The sequence below is a fragment of the Enterobacter cloacae complex sp. 677-3DZ2D5B genome (assembly GCF_004136695.1).
Classification (GTDB): Bacteria; Pseudomonadota; Gammaproteobacteria; order Enterobacterales; family Enterobacteriaceae; genus Enterobacter; species Enterobacter hormaechei_C.
Map to the genome: position 1 here is coordinate 863496 of NZ_QFLS01000001.1, position 20613 is coordinate 884108.

Here is a 20613-nt window from a genome sequence, read left to right on the forward strand (position 1 = left end):
CTCACACCTCCTTCGGGTTTGCCAGGTAGCCGGTGGTGTCACCCGTCGGACGGCTGTTGGCGTTAGGTTTAATCACAATACTCGGCTTTGTGAAGTGCGCAGACGGCAGCGGCGCGACGGCAGCAAGCTGGCCGTGTTTTTTGCGCAGCTCCTCAATCGGGCCAAAGTCCAGCGCGCGCAGCGGGCAGGATTCGACGCAGATGGGCTTTTTGCCGTCCGCCACCCGGCTGTGGCAGCCGTCGCACTTGGTCATGTGGCCTTTGGCGGCATTGTACTGCGGCGCGCCGTACGGGCAGGCCATGTGGCAGTAGCGACAGCCGATGCAGACATCCTCGTCCACCACCACAAAACCGTCGTCGCGCTTGTGCATTGCCCCGCTCGGGCAGACCTTGGTGCAGGCCGGATCTTCGCAGTGGTTGCAGGCAATCGACAGGTAATAGGCGAAGACATTCTGATGCCAGACGCCGTTATCCTCCTGCCAGTCGCCGCCCGCATATTCATAAATACGACGGAAGCTAACGTCCGGGGTCAGGTCTTTGTAATCCTTGCAGGCCAGCTCGCAGGTTTTGCACCCGGTGCAGCGGCTGGAATCAATAAAAAATCCATACTGGGTTGTCATCGGTTAATCCTTATGCCTTCTCGATCTGCACCAGGTTCGTGTGCTGCGGGTTGCCTTTCGCCAGCGGTGACGGGCGGTGCGTGGTCAGGGTATTGATGCAGGAGCCGTGATCGACACGATCGCCGTTCATGTTGGCGTCATGCCAGGCGCCCTGGCCCATCGCGCTTACGCCGGGCATGATGCGCGGGGTGACTTTCGCAGCAATGCGCACTTCGCCGCGGTCGTTGAAGACGCGCACCATATCCCCATTTTTGATACCTCGTTGCTCTGCATCCACAGGGTTAAGCCACACCTCCTGGCGACAGGCGGCCTGGAGCACATCTACGTTGCCGTAACTGGAGTGGGTACGGGCTTTAAAGTGGAAACCGAACAGTTGCAGCGGGAATTTGCTGCGCTCGGGCGCGTCCCAGCCTTCAAAGGTTGAGGTATAGACCGGCAGCGGGGTGATGGTTTCGTCTTTTTGCAGTTCCCAGGTTGCCGCAATATCCGCCAGCTTGCTGGAGTAGATCTCGATTTTGCCCGACGGGGTTTTCAGCGGATTGGCATCCGGATCGTCACGGAATTTTTTATAGGCCACAAAATGTCCATTTGGATCTTTGCGCTTATAAATACCCATTTTTTTCAGCGCGTCGTAGGACGGCAGCAGCGGATCTTTGGCGACCATTTTGGCGTACAGGTAGCGCAGCCACTGCTCCTGCGTACGGCCTTCGGTGAATTTCTGATGGATATCCGGTCCGAGGCGTTTCGCCACTTCGCTCATGATCCAGTAAATGGGCTTGCGCTCGAACTTCGGGGCGGTAACCGGCTGGAGGAAAATCAGGTATCCCATGTTGCCGGCGTAATCGTTGGGGATGATATCTTCCTGCTCGACGGTCATCAGATCCGGCAGAACAATATCGGCATACTTCGCAGACGAGGTCATGAAGTTATCAATGACGACGATCGTTTCGCACTTGCTCTCATCCTGCAAAATGTCGTGAGTTTTGTTGATATCGGAGTGCTGGTTGATGATGGTATTACCCGCGTAGTTCCAGATGAACTTGATCGGCACATCGAGCTTATCTTTGCCGCGTACGCCGTCGCGCAGGGCGGTCATCTCCGGTCCACGCACGATGGCATCCGTCCAGCTGAAGCAGGAGATTTGCGTTTTCACCGGATTTTCCGGCAGCGGCATGCGTTCGATGGTGATGGTGTAGGTCGATTCGCGTGCGCCGCTGTTACCGCCGTTAATGCCGACGTTGCCGGTCAGGATCGGCAGCATGGCGATGGCGCGGGACGTTTGCTCCCCGTTTGCCTGACGCTGCGGGCCCCAGCCCTGGCAAATGTAGGCCGGTTTCGCCGAACCGATTTCACGGGCCAGCTTAATGATGCGTTCGGCAGGGATGCCCGTTATGCGAGACGCCCAATCCGGAGTTTTCGCGGTTTTGTCATCACCCTGGCCGAGAATATAGGCTTTGTAATGACCATTAGCCGGTGCGCCTTCCGGCAGGGTTTTTTCGTCATAACCCACGCAGTATTTATCGAGGAAAGGTTGATCGACCAGATTTTCATTAATCAGCACCCACGCAATACCTGCCACCAGCGCGGCATCGGTGCCCGGACGAATCGGGATCCACTCGTCTTCACGCCCTGCGGCAGTGTCGGTATAACGCGGATCGATAACGATCATCCGCGCGTTTGACCGTTCGCGCGCCTGCTCAAGGAAGTATGTGATCCCGCCGCCGCTCATGCGCGTTTCCGCCGGATTATTGCCGAACATCACCACCAGTTTGGTGTTTTCGATATCCGATGTGCTGTTGCCGTCGTTGCTGCCGTAGGTGTAGGGCATTGCGCAGGCGATCTGCGCGGTGCTGTAGGTGCCGTAGTGGCTGAGGAAGCCGCCGTAGCAGTTCATCAGGCGCGCGACCAGCGAGGCGTAAGGGGAGGAACGGGTGATGTTGCCGCCTACAATTCCGGAGGAGTAGTTAATGTAGACCGCTTCGTTGCCGTATTTTTCGACCACGCTTTTCAGACTCGCGGCGATGGTGTCCAGCGCTTCTTCCCAGGTGATACGCTCAAACTTGCCTTCTCCGCGTTTGCCCACGCGTTTCATCGGATAGTTCAGACGGTCTGGGTGATTGATGCGACGGCGAATTGAACGGCCTCGCAGGCAGGCGCGAACCTGATGGTTGCCGTAAACATCCTCGCCGGTATTATCCGTTTCAACCCAATAGACTTCGTCATCGCGAACGTGCAGACGCAGCGCGCAGCGGCTACCGCAGTTTACCGAGCAGGCGCCCCAGACGACTTTGTCTTCTGCGGGCTGAATAGCGGACTGCACAGCGGCGGCGGCGCTTTTCAGACCAAAAGGTAATGCGATCCCACCGGCGGCAAGCGCCAGAGATCCTATGGCAGTAGATTTAACCAGAGTTCGACGGCTTATCCCGCCGTGATGTTCAACTTCGGACATGACTCACCCCATCATTGTTAATAATTATTTTCACCCGTGACTACAACCGGGCTAATGATGGGGGGAGTGTTACTTATTTAGAGGTATTAAATATTAATCCTCGTCAAATCAGGTGAATTGAGTGGGGAAATCATTGCGGCTCAGCGGGCGCATTCTCCTGCGTACCTGCGCCGCTCACCGGGTAGTTGCCGCTACTGGTGCGGGTGTACAAAATTTTGAAAGTATCGTTGGCACAATGCCCAACGACCTGCGCATCCGGCTGATCGGCCTGATCGTTCGGGACGATGTTCAGGGTAAAGCCAGACTCCGGTACGCCGTTGTTGATAATCTTCTGCTGAATGTCGCTTTTCACGCGCTCGCAGGAGTCCGGGGCCGCAAGAAGAGCGGGTGAAGCACTCATTAACAGCAGGGCGGTAATCCAGGGTAACCGTTTCATCTGTAGCTCCTTTTCACTGTGTAGACTGTAAGCATAGCAGGGCTAGGGTAAGCTTTTGTTTTTGGGTCTGTCTTTCTGAATTGTCCTGGAGCCCTGCCTGCGTCATAAAATAAATTGCGAATAATGGTGCTGATTGTCTACCAGATAAGAAGGCAGGGTGCGTTTTGATACCTCTTGCCTGACCAGTTTTCGGTCTCGTCCCCAGATATCTTCGGCGTTGGTGATAACCTTCATAATATGTTCCGGGTTATTGAATTCCGGCAGATCGTATTCGGTATGAGAAATGGTAGACATTTTTTCAGAAATTCTTTCTGGGGTCATTACCCAGGAGAAATGCCAGCCGCCATCTTTCACAATCTTATTATTGATTTTTAGCCAGTTCCATTTAAACCATGACCAGTTTTTATCTTTGCGCGCACGCTTCCAGTTTCGGAAAGATTCAGGCTCACCGTGGAAGAAATGCTTAAGGTTGTAATAGGACGTCGCGCGCGGCAAAGTACATTTTCTAGGCGTACCATCCGTGTTGTGAACCTGGAGATTAAACTGATAGTTGAATACGTTTTGATGAATAGTCGTGCAGAGCGCGCGCGGATTAATGGCCCTGACCGTGTCGGGAGAGAAGATTTCGTCAACGTCTGACACCAGAATCAGATCGTCGTCTGCCGCGTCTTTTAACCCGTTCATAATGGAGTTGCGAAGCGCTGCTTCATTTGCCCATGCATCAACCTGGTTATTATCCGCCCGGTTTAAAATAGGCTGCGCGTCAAAAGGCACGTAAATGATTTTGTCTTTGAATTTGGCAAACTTCGTAATATCGAAATGCAATTCTCGCGGTATGCCCGTAAAAGAGTGTGTTGCTTCTACAATGACAAAACGGTCAACGACATCAGCGAGAGTATGTAATCTGATGTCGAGCAACATATCTTCGTCATAGTATAAAAAACAATCGTAAATCATGATGTTAACCCGAAAATTTAAGAATCTAATTTTATAATAGTGTGGAATCTTCCGCGCCCAAAGTAGCCACTTTGGCAGGTCTCGTCAATGCAAACGACGGATTTATACAGCGCGAAGAGTCAAATGAAGTGCTGTTATGTAAGTTGCTGTATTTGCTAATATGATTGTATCTCTCTCTGAACGGTAAATGATGTGAACAAATACGCAGCGATAACGCTACTGGCAACGGTACTGGTGGGATGCGACAACAACACCGCGCCGCTGTCATTTACGCCAGAGATGGCGAGCTTTTCGAACGAGTTTGACTTTGATCCTCTGCGCGGGCCGGTGAAGGATTTTACCCAGACGCTGTTTAACGATAAGGGTGAAGTCTCTAAACGTGTGACCGGCACGATGTCAACGGAAGGGTGTTTCGATACGCTTGAACTGCACGATCTCGAAGCGAATACGGGCGTTGCGCTGGTGCTGGATGCTAACTACTACGTCGATGCGGAAACCCAGCAGCAGAAGGTAAAGTTGCAGGGGAAATGCCAGCTGGCGGAACTGCCGTCTGCCGGCCTGACGTGGGACACCGACGATAACGGGTTTGTGGTTGCAGCGCACAGTAAAGAGATGGAAGTGAAGTACCAGTATGACGCCGACGGCTACCCGCTGGGTAAAACTACGGTTTCCGGCGACCAGCGTTTATCGGTCAAGTCGGTGCCTTCGAAAGATCTGCGCAAGCGCATGGATTATACGGCGGTAAGCCTGTTGAACGATAAACCGATGGGCAATGTAAAGCAGAGCTGTGATTACGATCGCCACAACAACCCGGTGAACTGTGAGCTGGTGATAACAGATGACAGCGTCAAACCTGCCGTTGAGCGCAAGTACACCATCAAAAACAGCATTGAATATTATTGAGAATAAAACCGCGCAGGTTACTGCGCGGTGGGTTTAAGCAGGCTGGCGGAGGAGGACTTATGCCCGGCCAGATGCTGATGCTGGAAAATGCACATGCGTATGGTGTTACGGTATTCGCCGTTAATAAAGAACTCATGGATCAGTTCACCTTCCACCATAAAGCCCAGCTTACGGTAGATATGAATCGCTTTTTCGTTCTCTTTGTCGACGATAAGGTAAAGCTTGTAAAGATTCAGGACGTTAAACCCGTAATCCATCGCCAGCTTTGCCGCTCGCGACGCAAGACCTTTCCCCTGGTGCTCCGGTGAGATAATGATCTGAAATTCCGCCCGACGGTGAACGTGGTTGATCTCAACCAGTTCAACCAGCCCGGCTTTTTCACCTTCGCACTCCACCACAAACCGGCGTTCACTCTGATCGTGGATATGCTTATCGTAGAGATCGGACAGCTCGACAAACGCCTCATAAGGCTCTTCAAACCAGTAGCGCATCACGCTGGCATTGTTGTCGAGCTGGTGAACAAAGCGTAAATCTTCGCGCTCCAGCGGACGGAGCTTAACGTCACACGGCGTCGACATTACGGTGCTACCGTGCGGCCAGTGCGACGATCGAGACAGCGCAGGGTGTTAGGCTCCCAGTAAGCGTTGACGTTGGCACTTTGCTGGCATTTGTCGCGGGCATCAAACGCGACGTCTTCTTTATCCCACTCTTTCTCCACGCGCTTATTCACTTTCTGACGCAGGCTGCGGGTGTCATTCCATTGTTCTTTGTCCATGGCAGCATTCTGGCGGCTTTGCGCGCTGTCACCAGACTCAATGATGAGTTTGCTGGTTTCGGCTGATGCCGTTGCGGCGAAGGCGAACGAGGACAGTGCCAGTGCGGCTGTCAGACAAAGGCGTTTGCTTAATGTAGTCATAGCGTTTCCTTTAAACGGGTGCAGACAATCGGATTACCCCGTTGGATTCTACACCAATCCGAAAGGGTGTCATACCCGCGCGGCAGGTATGGGAACGATGTGAACATTATCGCGTATGATGTCTAAATCAATCCTCACGAAACGAGAAAAATGTTCAAAACGACGCTGCTTTTTTTCGCGACCGCGCTGTGCGAAATCATCGGATGCTTTTTGCCGTGGCTCTGGCTAAAGCGGGGCGCTTCCGCGCTGCTGCTGATCCCGGCGGGTGTGTCCCTGGCCCTTTTTGTCTGGCTGCTCACCCTGCATCCGGCCGCCAGCGGGAGGGTATATGCGGCCTACGGCGGAGTGTACGTCTGTACCGCGCTGCTGTGGCTGCGCGTTGTCGATGGCGTCCGGCTAAGCCTGTATGACTGGGCAGGCGCGCTGATTGCCCTGTGCGGCATGTTGATCATCGTGGCCGGTTGGGGACGCGCATAAGCGTCCTTATAGTGTGATCGCCCGCTGATTTTACGATCATTATACTTGTATGGTAGTAGTGTAGTTGCGTAAATTTCCTGCATCACAACGAGCGATGTAAGGAAATGGATTATGAAGATTGTCGGGGCTGAAGTATTTGTCACCTGCCCGGGGCGTAACTTTGTCACCCTTAAAATTACGACCGATGAGGGCATTGTCGGCCTGGGTGATGCCACGCTGAACGGACGCGAACTTTCCGTTGCCTCTTACCTGAAAGATCACCTGTGCCCTCAGCTGATTGGCCGCGATGCGCACCGCATCGAAGATATCTGGCAGTTCTTCTATAAAGGCGCTTACTGGCGTCGTGGTCCGGTCACCATGTCAGCGATTTCTGCCGTGGATATGGCGCTATGGGACATTATGGCGAAAGCCGCGAACATGCCGCTCTATCAGCTTCTGGGCGGGGCTTCCCGGGAAGGGGTGATGGTTTATTGTCACACCACCGGGCACACCATTGACGACGTGCTGGAAGATTATGCCCGTCATAAAGAGATGGGCTTCAAGGCAATTCGCGTGCAGTGCGGCGTGCCGGGAATGAAAACCACCTACGGCATGGCCAAAGGCAAAGGGCTGGCGTATGAACCTGCGACCAAGGGCGCCTGGCCGGAAGAGCAGCTGTGGTCCACCGAGAAATACCTCGACTTCACGCCCAAACTGTTCGACGCAGTGCGCAGCCAGTTCGGTTTCAGTGAACATCTCCTTCACGACATGCACCACCGTCTGACGCCCATCGAAGCGGCGCGGTTCGGCAAAAGTATTGAAGATTACCGCCTGTTCTGGATGGAAGATCCGACTCCCGCTGAAAACCAGGAGTGTTTCCGCCTGATCCGCCAGCACACCGTCACGCCAATTGCGGTGGGGGAAGTGTTCAACAGCATCTGGGACTGCAAGCAGCTGATTGAAGAGCAGCTCATTGACTATATCCGCGCCACCATAACCCATGCGGGCGGCATCACCGGGATGCGTCGCATTGCGGACTTTGCCTCACTCTACCAGGTGCGTACCGGCTCACACGGCCCGTCGGATCTGTCGCCGATTTGCCACGCCGCGGCGCTGCATTTTGACCTGTGGGTACCGAACTTTGGTGTGCAGGAGTATATGGGTTATTCAGAGCAGATGCTGGAAGTGTTCCCGCACAGCTGGCGCTTCGATAACGGCTATATGCACCCGGGCGACAAGCCAGGGCTGGGCATTGAGTTTGATGAGAAGCTGGCAGCGAAATACCCGTACGATCCGGCTTATCTGCCGGTGGCCCGTCTGGAAGACGGCACTCTCTGGAACTGGTAAACGAGGAGCGAATGATGAAAAGCGTAGTGATCCAAGAGCCGAATGCGCTGGAGATTGCGGAGCGTCCTCTCCCGTTGCCGGGGGCAGGCGACGTCCGCGTCAAAATTAAACTCGCCGGTATCTGCGGTTCAGACAGCCATATCTATCGCGGGCATAACCCGTTTGCAAAATATCCGCGGGTAATCGGTCACGAATTCTTTGGCGAAATAGACGCGGTTGGCGAAGGCGTGGAGGGCACCCGACTCGGCCAGCGCGTTTCGGTGGATCCGGTGATCAGCTGCGGGCACTGCTACCCCTGTTCCGTTGGTAAACCGAACGTTTGCACCTCGCTGGTGGTGCTGGGCGTCCATCGCGACGGTGGTTTCAGCGAATACGCCGTCGTGCCGGCGAAAAATGCCTGGCACATTCCGGATGCGATCCCTGACAAACACGCGGTGATGGTTGAGCCATTCACCATTGCCGCCAACGTGACGGGGCAGGCGAAACCCACCGAACAGGACGTGGCGCTGATCTACGGCGCAGGCCCGATGGGGCTGGTCACCGTGCAGGCGCTGAAGGGCGTTTACAAGGTGAAGCAGGTCATCGTGGTAGACCGCATTGATGAGCGGCTGGAGATGGCGCAACGCAGCGGCGCAGACTGGGTCTTCAACAACGGCGAGCAGTCGTTACAGACTGCGCTGGATGAAAAAGGCATCAAGCCGACATTAATCATCGATGCTGCCTGTCATCCGTCCATTTTGCAGGAAGCGATTACGCTGGCGTCTCCGGCGGCGCGCATCGTGCTGATGGGATTTTCCAGCGACCCGAGCCAGATCGTGCAGCAGGGGATCACCGGCAAAGAGCTGTCGATCTTCTCTTCGCGCCTGAATGCCAACAAATTCCCGGTGGTCATTGACTGGCTGGAAAAAGGGCTGATCGACCCTGAAAAACTGGTCACCCATACATTTGACTATCACCACGTTACAGACGCCATCGAACTGTTTGAAAAAGACCAGCGGCAGTGCTGCAAAGTCTTGCTCACGTTCGACCAATAATAATTCACGCGGTAAAGAGCCTGCGAAGACAGGCTCTAAGTGGTACGCATCTTACCTTTCAGAGATAGCCATTATGACTCAAGCACAACCTCAAAGAAGTACGTCAGATTTGGTGAAAGCCGCCGTATCTGGCTGGCTGGGCACCGCCCTGGAATTTATGGATTTCCAGCTCTACTCCCTTGGCGCCGCGCTGGTGTTTCATGAAATTTTCTTCCCTGAGCAATCGGCGGCCATGGCGCTGATCCTGGCGATGGGCACCTACGGCGCAGGCTACATCGCGCGTATCGTCGGGGCATTTATTTTCGGCAGAATGGGCGACAGAATTGGCCGTAAAAAAGTGCTGTTTATCACCATCACCATGATGGGGATCTGCACCACCTTAATCGGCGTGCTGCCGACCTACGCGCAGATCGGGATTTTCGCACCGGTGCTGCTGGTTACGCTGCGTATTATTCAGGGGCTGGGCGCGGGGGCAGAAATCTCCGGTGCGGGCACCATGCTGGCGGAGTACGCGCCGAAGGGTAAACGCGGCATCATCTCCTCGCTGGTGGCCATGGGCACCAACTGCGGAACGCTGAGCGCCACGGCGATCTGGGCCGTGATGTTCTTTGCCCTCGATCGTGAAGAACTTATTGCCTGGGGCTGGCGCGTGCCATTCCTCGCCAGCGTGGTGGTGATGATCTTCGCCATCTGGCTGCGTATGAACCTTAAAGAGAGCCCGGTGTTTGAGAAGGTTAACGACGCCGAAACCGTTGCGCCAGCGGCGGCGCAGGATACCTCATTAGGCGCGATGTTTAAGAGCAAATCGTTCTGGCTGGCGACGGGGCTGCGCTTTGGCCAGGCCGGTAACTCTGGGCTTATCCAGACCTTCCTTGCCGGGTATCTGGTGCAGACGCTGTTATTTGATAAGGCGATCCCAACCGATGCGCTGATGATCAGTTCGATTCTCGGCTTCCTCACCATCCCGCTGCTGGGCTGGCTGTCCGATAAAGTGGGGCGCCGTCTGCCGTATATCCTCCTTAACATTTCAGCCATTATTCTGGCTTACCCGATGCTGTCGATTATCGTCGATAAGAGTTACGCGCCGGGCGTGATTATGCTCTCTATCATCGTTATTCATAACTTTGCGGTCCTCGGGCTGTTTGCGCTGGAAAACATCACCATGGCAGAGATGTTTGGTTCGCGGAACCGCTTTACCCGTATGGCCATTTCGAAAGAGGCGGGCGGGCTGGTAGCCGTTGGCTTTGGTCCGGTGCTGGCGGGGATCTTCTGCAACATGACCGGGTCCTGGTGGCCGATTGTGGCGATGCTGGTAGCGTATTCGCTGATTGGGCTGGTCTCCGCTTTGCTGATGCCGGAAGTGCGCGACCGCGATCTGAGTGAAGCCGAAGATGCAGCCGAAGCGCCGCATAAAGAAGCGGTAGCCTACGGCGCGCTCTCTTCACGCCGCTAGTGGTTTACATCTTGTGTTACCTGTCACACAACTTTTTACTGATGTCACACCACATGGCGAAAAGTTAATGTAAATCAAGATCTGAAAACGACGTATCAGTATGGTTAATGGCAGCGTTTTTTGACTCCGACTGCCATTCTAGTTGGTGTAGTCAGCAGGCGCTGCCGCTCTTAAAAGGAAGCGGCAGCGGATCACAGCTTTCATTAATTAACGAGTCTCAATCATGGAAAACCAGTTATTACAGGCGAAGGCAACGCGTCCTCAGTACGATCGCGACAGCCTCAAGGCACGCATTGTTCATTTAGGGTTTGGCGCGTTTCACCGCGCGCACCAGGCGGTGTACACCGATATACTCGCCGCTGAACAGGGCAGCGACTGGGGTTACTGCGAAGTTAACCTGATTGGCGGCGAACAGCAGATCGCCGATCTGAAGGCACAGGATAACCTTTATACCGTGGCAGAGATGTCTGCCGATGCGTGGACAGCGCGCGTGGTCGGCGTCGTCAAAAACGCGCTGCATGCGCAGGTCGACGGGCTGGAAACCGTGTTGGCGGCGCTGTGCGAGCCACAGGTCGCCATTGTTTCCCTGACCATCACCGAGAAAGGGTATTGCCATTCCCCGGCATCAGGACAACTGATGTTCGATCATCCGTTAATCGTTGCCGACCTGCAAAACCCCCATCAGCCGAAATCTGCGCCGGGCGTCGTGGTTGAAGCGTTGGCGCGGCGTAAGGCGGCGGGGCTGCCAGCATTCAGCGTGATGTCATGCGATAACATGCCGGAGAACGGCCACGTGATGCGCAATGTCACCTGCGCCTACGCGCGCGCTGTTGACGGCGAACTGGCCGACTGGATTGAAGCGAACGTCACCTTCCCGTCAACCATGGTGGACCGTATTGTGCCCGCCGTCACGGCTGACACGCTGGATAAAATCGAACAGCTGACCGGCGTACGCGATCCGGCAGGTGTCGCCTGCGAGCCGTTCCGCCAGTGGGTGGTGGAAGATAATTTCGTCGCCGGACGTCCAAAGTGGGAAAAGGCCGGTGCGGAACTGGTTTCTGATGTCATTCCGTTTGAAGAGATGAAGCTGCGAATGCTTAACGGCAGCCACTCGTTCCTGGCCTATCTCGGCTACCTTGCCGGTTATCAGCACATTAACGACTGCATGGAAGATGAACATTATCGCGCAGCCGCGCATGCGCTGATGCTGAAAGAGCAGGCGCCGACTCTGAAAGTGAAGGGGGTGGATTTAGCTCACTATGCTGACCTGTTGATCGCGCGCTACAGCAATCCGGCCCTGCGTCACCGCACCTGGCAAATCGCCATGGACGGTAGCCAGAAATTGCCGCAGCGGATGCTCGATTCCGTGCGCTGGCACCTGGTCCACCAGAAACCCTTCCCGCTGCTGGCCCTCGGTGTGGCGGGCTGGATGCGTTATGTCGGCGGTGTGGATGAGCAGGGTAACCCGATTGAGGTGAGTGACCCGCAGCTGGCGGTGATTCAGGCGGCGGTAAACGGTAGCGCTGAAGGCGAAAGCCGCGTTAATGCGCTGTTGGGCATTGAGGCTATTTTCGGTAACGAGCTGCCGAAGGACGCGGTGTTTGTGGCGTCGGTCATGCAGGCTTATCAGACGTTGCTGCAAAAAGGCGCGAAGGCCACGGTTGCTGAGTACGCCACCCGGCTTTAACGCTATGACATGCCGCCGTCCTCGGCGGCATGTCGGGGCGCAGCTTAGTGCATCCCCAGGCGAATCAGCTCAATCGGTTCGAACTTACCTTCGCATCCTTCCACTTCAACCGTTTTACCACGACGCACCTGCTCGGCATTAAGGCCGTCGCTGTGGATCGCTTTAATCACGCCGAACTGACCTGTGCCGCTAATCATGACGCGGCTGCCAGTAGTGATTGCATTTCGGTTACGGTCGTATGTCATCATGGTATTTTCTCCTCTCGTACTTATCCGCTACGGCGCTAATTCGACGGCTGCCGTTCACGGGGCACTATTAATACGCCTCTCTTTAACGAAATTATTTGCTTTTGATCAAGCTCACACTTTTTTCTTATTTCATGCAGGCGTTGACGGTTAAGGACACCACTTTACAAAGCGGACAGTTATTTTCCTTAATTGATAGTTTCCGGATGCAAGTGTTTAGGCTTTGTTTATATCCACAATGTCATTCTGGAGACAGAAAATAACCCTTCATCGGAAAAGGAGTCAGGCTTATGTATAAGAAAATTTTGATGCCTGTTGACGTGTTTGAAATGGATTTGAGCGATAAAGCGGTACGCCATGCGGTCAACCTCGCGAAGGCGGAAGGCGCGACGATCACCCTGGTCAACATTCTCCCTAACAGCAGCCGTTCATTACTGCGGGGGTTCAATGCCGATATTAAGAAGTTCGAAGAGTATATGACCGCCGAGTCTGATAAGAAGATGAAGGCGCTGAAACGGCTCTTTGATATGTCCCCGGAAAATATTGATTGTGAAGTTCGCTTCGGCAACGTACGCGATGAAATCATCAAGCTCAGCAAAGAGGGGAAATATGACGTTATTGTTATTGGATCAAGAAATCCGAGCATGACAACCCATCTGCTGGGTTCAAATGCTGAAACTATCCTGCGCTACGCCACTATTCCGGTGTTAGTGGTCCGCTAATTACTTCGCCGCAACCGAAAGGGGGCGGCGAGGTTTTATTCTTCGCTGAACCACTCGCGGTTTTCCTGACGAATTAACTGAACTGACTCACTAATTTCCTGAAGGTGAAGCGTCATCGCTTTATCTACGGCTTCCACGTCGCGTTTTTCCAGCGCGCTGAAAATATCATGATGCTGGCGCAGCAACATCTCTGGCGGAGAAACATGGTCGAGGCTCATGTAGCGCACGCGGTCGATGGTCGCTTTGATGTTTTCAACGGTATCCCACGCGAGCTGGCACTCGGCGATCTGCGCCAGTTTCTGGTGAAACTCGTCGTCCAGCTGGAAAAAGTCGTTTAACTGTTTGCGGTCGATGGCGATTCGTTGCTGATGCAGGTTTTGCTCCAGCAGGTAGCACTGGTTATCGTTGATGAGCGACGCGGCGCGACGCACCACGGCGCACTCGATGGCCTGGCGAACAAAACAGCCATTCCGTACCTGCGAAAGCGAAATTTTATTTACATAGCTGCCGCGCTGTGGGCGGATCTGAATAAGGCCGTTTTCTGCGAGTTTAATAAACGCCTCGCGCACGGGCTGACGGGAAACGTCAAAACGTACCGAAACCTCTTTTTCTGAGAGTGGCGTTCCCGGTGGGATCAGGCAGCGAACAATATCACGGCGTAAGATGCGATATATTTGCTGATTAACGGGCTGGGTAGGATTAAGTTGCGATTCAGCGGCCATGGGTTGTGATTTCTCAGAGAGTTAACCTGAACATACTACCATTCTTTTCCCTGCCATCACATACCCGGCCCGCAGGCCGGGAAGGGTGAATTACCCGCGATGCACGCTGAGTCCGGCATAGGTCTGGCTGACGGGCATCATCTCAACCGTGTTGATGTTGACATGCTTCGGCAAATTCGCGACCCACCAGACGGTTTCGGTGATATCTTCCGGCGTCAGCGCATTCGCGTTTTCATAGGTTTTATCCGCTTTCGCGTCATCGCCTTTGAAACGCACGTTGGAGAATTCGGTTCCGCCTACCAGACCCGGTTCAACATCGGTCACGCGGATCGCGGTTCCGTGCAGGTCGGTGCGCAGGTTCAGACTGAACTGGCGGACAAAGGCTTTGGTCGCGCCATAGACGTTGCCGCCCGCGTAAGGCCAGCTTCCGGCGGTGGAACCGATGTTAATGATATGACCACGGTTACGTTCAACCATGCCCGGCAGCACGGCGCGGGTCATGTACACCAGGCCTTTGTTGTTGGTGTCGATCATGTTCTCCCAGTCTTCCACGCTGGCTTTGTGGGCAGGCTCCATACCCAGCGCCAGGCCAGCGTTATTGACCAGCACGTCAATTTCACGCCATTCGGCAGGCAGGTTGGCAATCATCTCTTCAATGGCGGCGCGGTTGCGGACGTCCAGCTGTGCGGTCAGAATGCTGTCACCCAGCTCGTCTTTTAGCTCCTGCAAACGCTCCTGACGACGCCCCGTTGCAATCACTTTGTGTCCGTTGGCGACGAAGCGACGCGTGATGCTTTCACCAAAACCCGCTGTCGCCCCGGTAACTAAAATAATCATCTCACTGTTCCTCAACGCTTTTTGTGTTGTACTAACATAGCACGCTCTCCGGCACGTCGTTAAGGCAACATTTGTATGACGCCATTGCAGGCCGGCGCAGGCTGGCCTACTCTGGGGAGAAATACCGTGCTCAGGAGTAAACGATGTCGGTCAACAATCCTTTTTTTGAAATTAGCCTGTTGCCTTATCAGGCGCCACGTTTTGATGCGATCAACGACAGCCATTATCGCCCGGCGTTTGATGAAGCAATGCGCCTGAAGCGTGCAGACATTGACGCGATTATCGCGCAGCGCGCCGCGCCGGACTTCGATAACACCGTGCTGGCGCTGGAAAAGAGCGGGGCCATGCTGTCGCGCGTCAGCAGCGTGTTCTTCGCCATGACGTCCGCACACACCAACGATTATCTTCAGGCACTGGACGAGCAGTTCTCCACCGAACTGGCCGGGCTGGCGAACGATATCTGGCTAAACGATACGCTTTTCGCCCGCGTGGAAGCCGTCTGGCAGGATCGCGAGGCGCTGGATGCCGAATCCCGCCGACTGACGGAGGAGACGTATCAGCACTTTGTTCTTGCGGGCGCGCGTCTGAACGCCGATGAAAAAGCCGAGCTGAAATCTCTGAATACCGAAGCCGCCACCCTGACCAGCCAGTTCAACCAGCGCCTGCTCGCGGCGAATAAGGCGGGAGGGCTGGTGGTGGACGATGTTCGCCAGCTTGACGGGCTCAGTGCGGAGGAGATGGCTGCCGCGGCTCACGCTGCCGCAGAAAAAGGGCTGAAGGAGCGCTGGCTGATCCCGCTTTTGAATACCACGCAACAGCCCGCGCTGGCGGCGCTGGCGTTGCGCGAGACCCGTAAAAAGTTGTTCAGCGCGGGCTGGGAACGCACTCAGAAAGGCGACGAAAACGATACGCGCGAGCTGATCCGTCGGCTTACCGCGTTACGGGCAAGACAGGCGCAGCTGCTCGGCTTTGACAACTATGCGAGCTGGAGCATTGCCGATCAAATGGCGAAAACGCCGGAAGCCGCGCTCGAATTCATGCGCGGAATAGTGCCTGCGGCGCGCGGCAGGGCTGCGCTGGAGCAGGCGGATATTCAGAAAGTCATCGACGACGAGCAGGGCGGTTTTACGGTGCAGGCCTGGGACTGGGCGTTTTATGCCGAACGCGTGCGCTCAGCGAAATACGCGCTGGATGAGTCGCAGATCAAACCCTATTTCGCGCTCAATACCGTGCTTGAAGATGGCGTATTCTGGACCGCCACGCAGCTGTTCGGTATCCGTTTTGTCGAGCGTTTCGATATTCCGGTTTATCACCCGGATGTTCGCGTGTGGGAGATTTTCGACCACACGGGTGAAGGCATGGCGCTGTTCTACGGCGACTTTTTCGCGCGTGATTCCAAAGCGGGCGGTGCGTGGATGGGGAATTTTGTTGAGCAGTCTTACGAGTTTGCTGCGCGTCCGGTGATTTATAACGTCTGCAACTATCAAAAACCGGCGAACGGGCAGACCGCGCTGATCTCCTGGGATGATGTGATTACCCTGTTCCACGAGTTTGGCCATACCCTGCATGGTCTGTTTGCCAGCCAGCGCTATGCCACGCTTTCAGGCACCAACACGCCGCGTGATTTCGTTGAATTTCCGTCGCAGATCAACGAACACTGGGCCAGCCATCCGCAGGTTTTTGCGCACTTTGCTCGTCATTATCAAACCGGCGAACCGATGCCGGATGCGCTGCGAGAAAAAATGCTCACTGCGACCCAGTTTAACAAGGGTTATGACATGACGGAGCTATTGAGCGCCGCGCTGCTGGATATGAACTGGCACGGCATTCAGGAGCCCGTTGAAGACGTGGAAGCCTTTGAAGCCGCCGCGTTGAAAAAAGAGGGGTTGGATCTTCCAGCCGTACCGCCGCGCTATCGCAGCAGCTATTTCGCCCATATCTTCGGCGGCGGGTACGCGGCGGGGTATTACGCTTACCTGTGGACGCAAATGCTGGCGGACGATGGCTATCAGTGGTTTGTCGAGCAGGGTGGTTTGACCCGCGAAAACGGACAGACATTCCGCGAGGCGATTTTGTCCCGCGGCAACAGCACTGATCTAGCTGAACTTTACCGGAACTGGCGCGGGCACGATCCGAAGATCGAACCGATGCTGGAGAACCGCGGATTGAGTGCGTAAGGCTTTTTTAGTGTTTAAACAGAACCGGGCGCGAGGCCCGGTTTTTTGTACGCTTTGGTCCGCTTTGTGTCTGAAAGGTACATTGAGACAGGTATAATTACGGGCCATTAGTCGCTGCGATAAAAGAGGGTTACTGAAATAGCATCGCCAGTAACACCAGGAACAGCAGCATGACATAGATTCGTGCGTGCCAAATATCAGGTACAGCAGGTATAACCCGACGGCTAAAAACTATTCCTGCCCAGCCTGTTAGTACCAACATACCTAAAATTTTCAGATTGATAAAACCGAGAAATCCATTCACAGGAATAGTTTGCCAGCCAATAACTGCATACGTCACGGCACCACATAGCGCGACGGGCAGGGAAAGCGGATTAGAAGCACTAATGCATTCACGCATCGCATAACCATGGCGCCGTAACAGGGGTACCGTCATTACGCTTCCGCCCACGCCAAGCAATGCGGCTATCATACCAATGGTCACTCCGCCGCCCGTTACTACAGGAAATGACAAGCGACGCAGAGAACTTCCTCCGAGAAAACCCTTACGCAACAAACAATCGCTGATTGTTGCCAGCATGTAGAAAATGAACAGCGCGCGAACAACACTCTCACTAAATATTCCTGCCAGACAGGAACCCATGATAGCCCCAATGGCTATAAACCATAGTAACGGGAATAACATTTGCGATGAAAGCTCGCAAGCTCGCCAGTTTCGATAGGTGACCCAGCCCGCGTTAAATATCATCACCGATGTAGAGGTAGCAACCGCGATATGCATGGCGTTTAGTGCCAGTTCGGTCTGCCGTAGCATTAGTTGATAAACGAATGGTACTACGACAAAGCCGCCGCCAAAGCCAAAAAGCACGGTGGTAATACCGGTAGTAAAGCCTGCCAGCGCAATGATTGCGATATCATTCAAAATCATACCCTCGACCTGAAAATGATTTCGCAGCTTATACCGGTAGCGTCCTGCTTCCCATTCGCGCCGCGCTCAATTACCTTTGTAAATCGGTCATAAGGAGACGGGTGTGCGCAACGTAAAGATTGAAGAGGTCGAGCAGCTAGATCGTGAAGTGGTAGCGATAGGCAATGACTATGTGCAGGGATTTATGCTGCCACAGCACAAACATCGCCGCGCGCAGCTGCTATATGGCGCGACCGGATTAATGCATGTCATAACCCAGGATGGAGAGTGGATTGTTCCTCCACAACATGCTGTTTGGATCCCACCCGAAACTATGCACGCCGTCAAATTTGTTGGCGTGACTACTCGCAGTCTGTATATAGAACCAGATTTCGTGAATGCCTTCTTAAAATATCCTCGTTGTGAAGTTATTAGCGTATCGCCATTATTACGTCAGCTATTGCTTGAGTCAGTGGATTTACCGCCACTGTATGAAAGCACGCGTGACCGTGCACTGATAAATCTGATGATATTGGAGCTGGCGGCTATGCCGGTTCGCGAATTCGATATTCCGCTGCCGCGACATCCGGCCCTACTGGCTCTTTGTCAGGCGTTTTTACTCAATCCCTCAATCCATGATCCAGCAGAGCGCTGGGCAAATGCGCTGTTCATGAGCGACAGCACCTTTCGTCGCCATTTCCTTAAGCAAATGGGCATGTCATTTTCTGTCTGGCGCCAACGAGCATGCGTGGTTAGCGCGCTGGCATTGTTGATAACGGGAAAACCCGTAAATGAAGTAGCCTTGACTCTTGGATACGATAATGCATCATCCTTCGCAACGATGTTCCGCCGTGTCACAGGACAGCCACCTTCGTATTATCACCCGGCATTATTCAAAAAGTTCCACGGGACAGGGCACCGATCATAGCGTCAGCTATGTACCAGCTAAAGACGCTGCCACGTCAAATTCTTTAATTCATGAGAAGGGTTAAGGTGTTAAAATCGTAGGCGTTTTGGATCTTAATACTATTAAATAATGATAAATAAAATACTGGTCAGTGCCTGCCTGATGGGCCTTAAAGTCCGTTATAACGGGAAAGAGAAAGCGCAGATGACTCATCAACTTGCTCGCTGGCAACAGGAGCAGCGCCTGGTGATCCACTGCCCTGAGTTGGCTGCGGGGCTACCTGTTCCGAGACCACCCGCTGAGATTATGTCTGCTGAGGGTAAAGACGTAATGCGTGGACAAGCCAGAATAATTGAAAACACCGGAACAGATGTTACCGGGCATTATCAACTTGCAGCCTGGCTGGCTCTGCGAGCAGCACAAGAAGCAGGATGTACTGCTGCTTTGTTAACTGATGGTAGTCCAACGTGCGGAACTCAGTTTATCTACAACGGTTCTTTCAGTAATCAGCGTAAATCGGGTATGGGAGTGGCAGCGTCATTACTCTCCGAGCATGGTATTGCGGTATTTTCAGAAACTCAGTTTGCGGAGCTTGTGAACTGGATTGAAGAAAGGGAATGAACGGTTCTCCAGGATTAACGCCGAGCGGCATCGCTTCCTGGTCATAATGGGTATGCAGCTCATTTTTCCATTTTATGAGCCACCTCGATTAACTCCGCCCCCTGATTCTTCACGTTCCCCACGGCGCGAGTTACAGCATGCCAAATAAACTCGTCGGCGGGTACTGTACCGTCGGCAATGATCTCTTCCGCTTTTTTCCCGCCAACATCCTGTCGCATCCATTCTCTTGCTGCTTCTGGCGACAGAACCAGCGGCCGTCGATCGTGTATATCAATGAGGCCTTTATCCGCAGCAGAGGTCACTATGAGAAATCCCTCGGCTTCATCGCCGCGCTCAAACGGCGTACTGCCGATCGCCGCCATGAATATCGGCTGCCCGTCGGCCCGATGAATAAAATACGGCTGTTTCTTGTCGCCTTCCTTTTTCCATTCGAACCACCCATCGGCAAAGCAGATCGCCCGGCCATGCTGCCAAAGAGGTTTAAACATTCTGCTGGTGGCTGCGGTTTCTACACGCGCGTTAATCAGTGGTGCTTTGTCCCACCATCCAGGCGCGTAGCCCCAGAATACCGGATCGAGGTGCAGTTGTTCGTCACGTTCGCTTAACAGCAGCACTTTGGTACCGGGCGCAACGTTGTAGCGGCCAATGGGTTCAGGGTCATATGCGATATCGCGTTCGCCTTCGTCGGCCAGGTAAGCCAGATATTCTTCACGGGTTTGGGCTTGTGCAAAACGTCCACACATAGAAACCTCCAGTCAGTCAGACTGAAAGTATAGGGCAGGGAGAAAAAGTCGCGTGGGCATGCTTCTGAGATTGAACCGATGCTGGAAAATCGCGGCCTGAATACACAGGGGTATTGTTAGTTGAAAACAGAGCCGGGCTTTGCGCCCGGTTACTCTTGTATCAACCACATATCCGACTCTTCGAACATCTCCTCGAGCATGCGGTTGAGCTTTTCACGGTCGCTTTTGCTGGCGTCGCTGTTCAGGCCGTTCGCTTGCATTGGCTTAACCGTCACGCTGGCATCAGGAAAAATCCGGTGCACGCGTTTAGTCAGCTCGGCCAGGATGATTTCCCTGGCTCCCTCCAGCCCCTGTACGTTTCGCTTGTCATAAACCAGTTCCACAAACATGATTGTTTACCTTATGGATATTACGCATGTGATTCAGCCTGAACGTAAAATACTACTGTATATGGGTGGGTCTTCCCTTGTTGTGG

General features: G+C 54.0%; 22 protein-coding genes. 10 read left to right on the top strand and 12 right to left on the bottom strand.

From position 1 onward, the window contains the following. Position 1: 1 nt before the first annotated feature. The 4 genes from DD597_RS04335 to DD597_RS04350 all read right to left on the bottom strand — a co-directional run bounded on the left by DD597_RS04335 (position 2) and on the right by DD597_RS04350 (position 4461). A complete protein-coding gene (locus DD597_RS04335) occupies positions 2-619 on the bottom strand; it encodes a DMSO/selenate family reductase complex B subunit (RefSeq protein WP_017384545.1) in 618 nt (205 codons plus the stop codon). A gap of 10 nt (positions 620-629) precedes the next feature. After that, entirely contained in the window at positions 630-3068 is a 2439-nt protein-coding gene (gene ynfE / locus DD597_RS04340) for a selenate/tellurate reductase subunit YnfE (RefSeq protein ID WP_047653699.1), read from the bottom strand. 130 nt (positions 3069-3198) lie between these two features. Beyond that, a complete protein-coding gene (locus tag DD597_RS04345) occupies positions 3199-3504 on the bottom strand; it encodes a DUF1161 domain-containing protein (protein ID WP_003857424.1) in 306 nt (101 codons plus the stop codon). Between the two features lie 102 nt (positions 3505-3606). Then, positions 3607-4461, bottom strand: coding sequence for a benzoate transporter (locus DD597_RS04350; protein ID WP_003857421.1), 855 nt, complete (start codon positions 4459-4461; stop codon positions 3607-3609). A gap of 192 nt (positions 4462-4653) precedes the next feature. Between DD597_RS04350 and DD597_RS04355 the strand changes: the two genes are divergently transcribed. Next, positions 4654-5364 carry a YnfC family lipoprotein gene (locus DD597_RS04355; protein WP_003857419.1) on the top strand — a complete coding sequence of 237 codons (711 nt, stop codon included), beginning with the start codon at positions 4654-4656 and terminating at the stop codon, positions 5362-5364. A 17-nt stretch (positions 5365-5381) separates the two neighbouring features. Here DD597_RS04355 and speG read toward each other — a convergent pair whose 3' ends face one another. Further along, positions 5382-5942 carry a spermidine N1-acetyltransferase gene (gene speG, locus DD597_RS04360; protein WP_003857416.1) on the bottom strand — a complete coding sequence of 187 codons (561 nt, stop codon included), beginning with the start codon at positions 5940-5942 and terminating at the stop codon, positions 5382-5384. Then, positions 5942-6280 carry a DUF1283 family protein gene (locus tag DD597_RS04365; protein WP_023300007.1) on the bottom strand — a complete coding sequence of 113 codons (339 nt, stop codon included), beginning with the start codon at positions 6278-6280 and terminating at the stop codon, positions 5942-5944. The genes speG and DD597_RS04365 overlap by 1 nt, the downstream gene beginning before the upstream one ends. A 150-nt stretch (positions 6281-6430) precedes the next feature. Between DD597_RS04365 and DD597_RS04370 the strand changes: the two genes are divergently transcribed. From DD597_RS04370 to DD597_RS04390, 5 genes are all read left to right on the top strand, one after another. Then, entirely contained in the window at positions 6431-6757 is a 327-nt protein-coding gene (locus DD597_RS04370) for a YnfA family protein (protein WP_003857412.1), read from the top strand. Between the two features lie 111 nt (positions 6758-6868). Then, entirely contained in the window at positions 6869-8083 is a 1215-nt protein-coding gene (manD, locus tag DD597_RS04375; protein ID WP_129255977.1) for a D-mannonate dehydratase ManD, read from the top strand. 14 nt (positions 8084-8097) lie between these two features. After that, entirely contained in the window at positions 8098-9117 is a 1020-nt protein-coding gene (locus DD597_RS04380) for a Zn-dependent oxidoreductase (RefSeq protein ID WP_023314072.1), read from the top strand. 73 nt (positions 9118-9190) lie between these two features. After that, complete coding sequence (locus tag DD597_RS04385; RefSeq protein ID WP_058659950.1) at positions 9191-10570, top strand: MFS transporter; 1380 nt, start codon at positions 9191-9193, stop codon at positions 10568-10570. A gap of 223 nt (positions 10571-10793) precedes the next feature. Then, a complete protein-coding gene (locus DD597_RS04390; protein ID WP_047055550.1) occupies positions 10794-12257 on the top strand; it encodes a mannitol dehydrogenase family protein in 1464 nt (487 codons plus the stop codon). Between the two features lie 44 nt (positions 12258-12301). Here the strand turns inward: DD597_RS04390 and ydfZ are convergent, their stop codons facing one another. Further along, a complete protein-coding gene (ydfZ, locus tag DD597_RS04395; protein ID WP_003857405.1) occupies positions 12302-12505 on the bottom strand; it encodes a putative selenium delivery protein YdfZ in 204 nt (67 codons plus the stop codon). Positions 12506-12792: 287 nt separating this feature from the next. Between ydfZ and DD597_RS04400 the strand changes: the two genes are divergently transcribed. Then, positions 12793-13224, top strand: a complete 432-nt coding sequence (locus DD597_RS04400) for a universal stress protein (RefSeq protein ID WP_003857404.1) — start codon at positions 12793-12795, stop codon at positions 13222-13224. Positions 13225-13259: 35 nt separating this feature from the next. Here the strand turns inward: DD597_RS04400 and DD597_RS04405 are convergent, their stop codons facing one another. Together DD597_RS04405 and ydfG are read right to left on the bottom strand one after the other, a co-directional pair. Next, positions 13260-13946, bottom strand: coding sequence for a GntR family transcriptional regulator (locus tag DD597_RS04405; RefSeq protein ID WP_003857403.1), 687 nt, complete (start codon positions 13944-13946; stop codon positions 13260-13262). A 90-nt stretch (positions 13947-14036) separates the two neighbouring features. Then, on the bottom strand, positions 14037-14783 hold the full coding sequence (gene ydfG / locus DD597_RS04410; RefSeq protein WP_015570609.1) for a bifunctional NADP-dependent 3-hydroxy acid dehydrogenase/3-hydroxypropionate dehydrogenase YdfG: 747 nt from the start codon (positions 14781-14783) through the stop codon (positions 14037-14039). Positions 14784-14926: 143 nt separating this feature from the next. Between ydfG and dcp the strand changes: the two genes are divergently transcribed. Next, the gene (gene dcp, locus DD597_RS04415) at positions 14927-16960 is read left to right on the top strand and encodes a peptidyl-dipeptidase Dcp (protein WP_129255978.1); all 2034 of its coding nucleotides are present in this window, start codon (positions 14927-14929) and stop codon (positions 16958-16960) included. A 130-nt stretch (positions 16961-17090) separates the two neighbouring features. Here the strand turns inward: dcp and DD597_RS04420 are convergent, their stop codons facing one another. After that, positions 17091-17882 (bottom strand): sulfite exporter TauE/SafE family protein, encoded by a 792-nt coding sequence (locus tag DD597_RS04420; RefSeq protein WP_032645704.1) that lies wholly within the window; start codon positions 17880-17882, stop codon positions 17091-17093. A gap of 109 nt (positions 17883-17991) precedes the next feature. Here DD597_RS04420 and DD597_RS04425 point away from each other — a divergent pair, with 109 nt between their 5' ends. Further along, on the top strand, positions 17992-18795 hold the full coding sequence (locus tag DD597_RS04425) for a helix-turn-helix domain-containing protein (protein ID WP_039268873.1): 804 nt from the start codon (positions 17992-17994) through the stop codon (positions 18793-18795). A 108-nt stretch (positions 18796-18903) separates the two neighbouring features. Further along, positions 18904-19395 (top strand): DUF523 domain-containing protein, encoded by a 492-nt coding sequence (locus tag DD597_RS04430; protein WP_003857394.1) that lies wholly within the window; start codon positions 18904-18906, stop codon positions 19393-19395. 59 nt (positions 19396-19454) lie between these two features. Here the strand turns inward: DD597_RS04430 and DD597_RS04435 are convergent, their stop codons facing one another. Further along, on the bottom strand, positions 19455-20138 hold the full coding sequence (locus DD597_RS04435; protein ID WP_023324586.1) for an SOS response-associated peptidase: 684 nt from the start codon (positions 20136-20138) through the stop codon (positions 19455-19457). A 149-nt stretch (positions 20139-20287) separates the two neighbouring features. Next, on the bottom strand, positions 20288-20527 hold the full coding sequence (locus DD597_RS04440; RefSeq protein WP_003857390.1) for a DinI family protein: 240 nt from the start codon (positions 20525-20527) through the stop codon (positions 20288-20290). Positions 20528-20613: the final 86 nt, after the last annotated feature.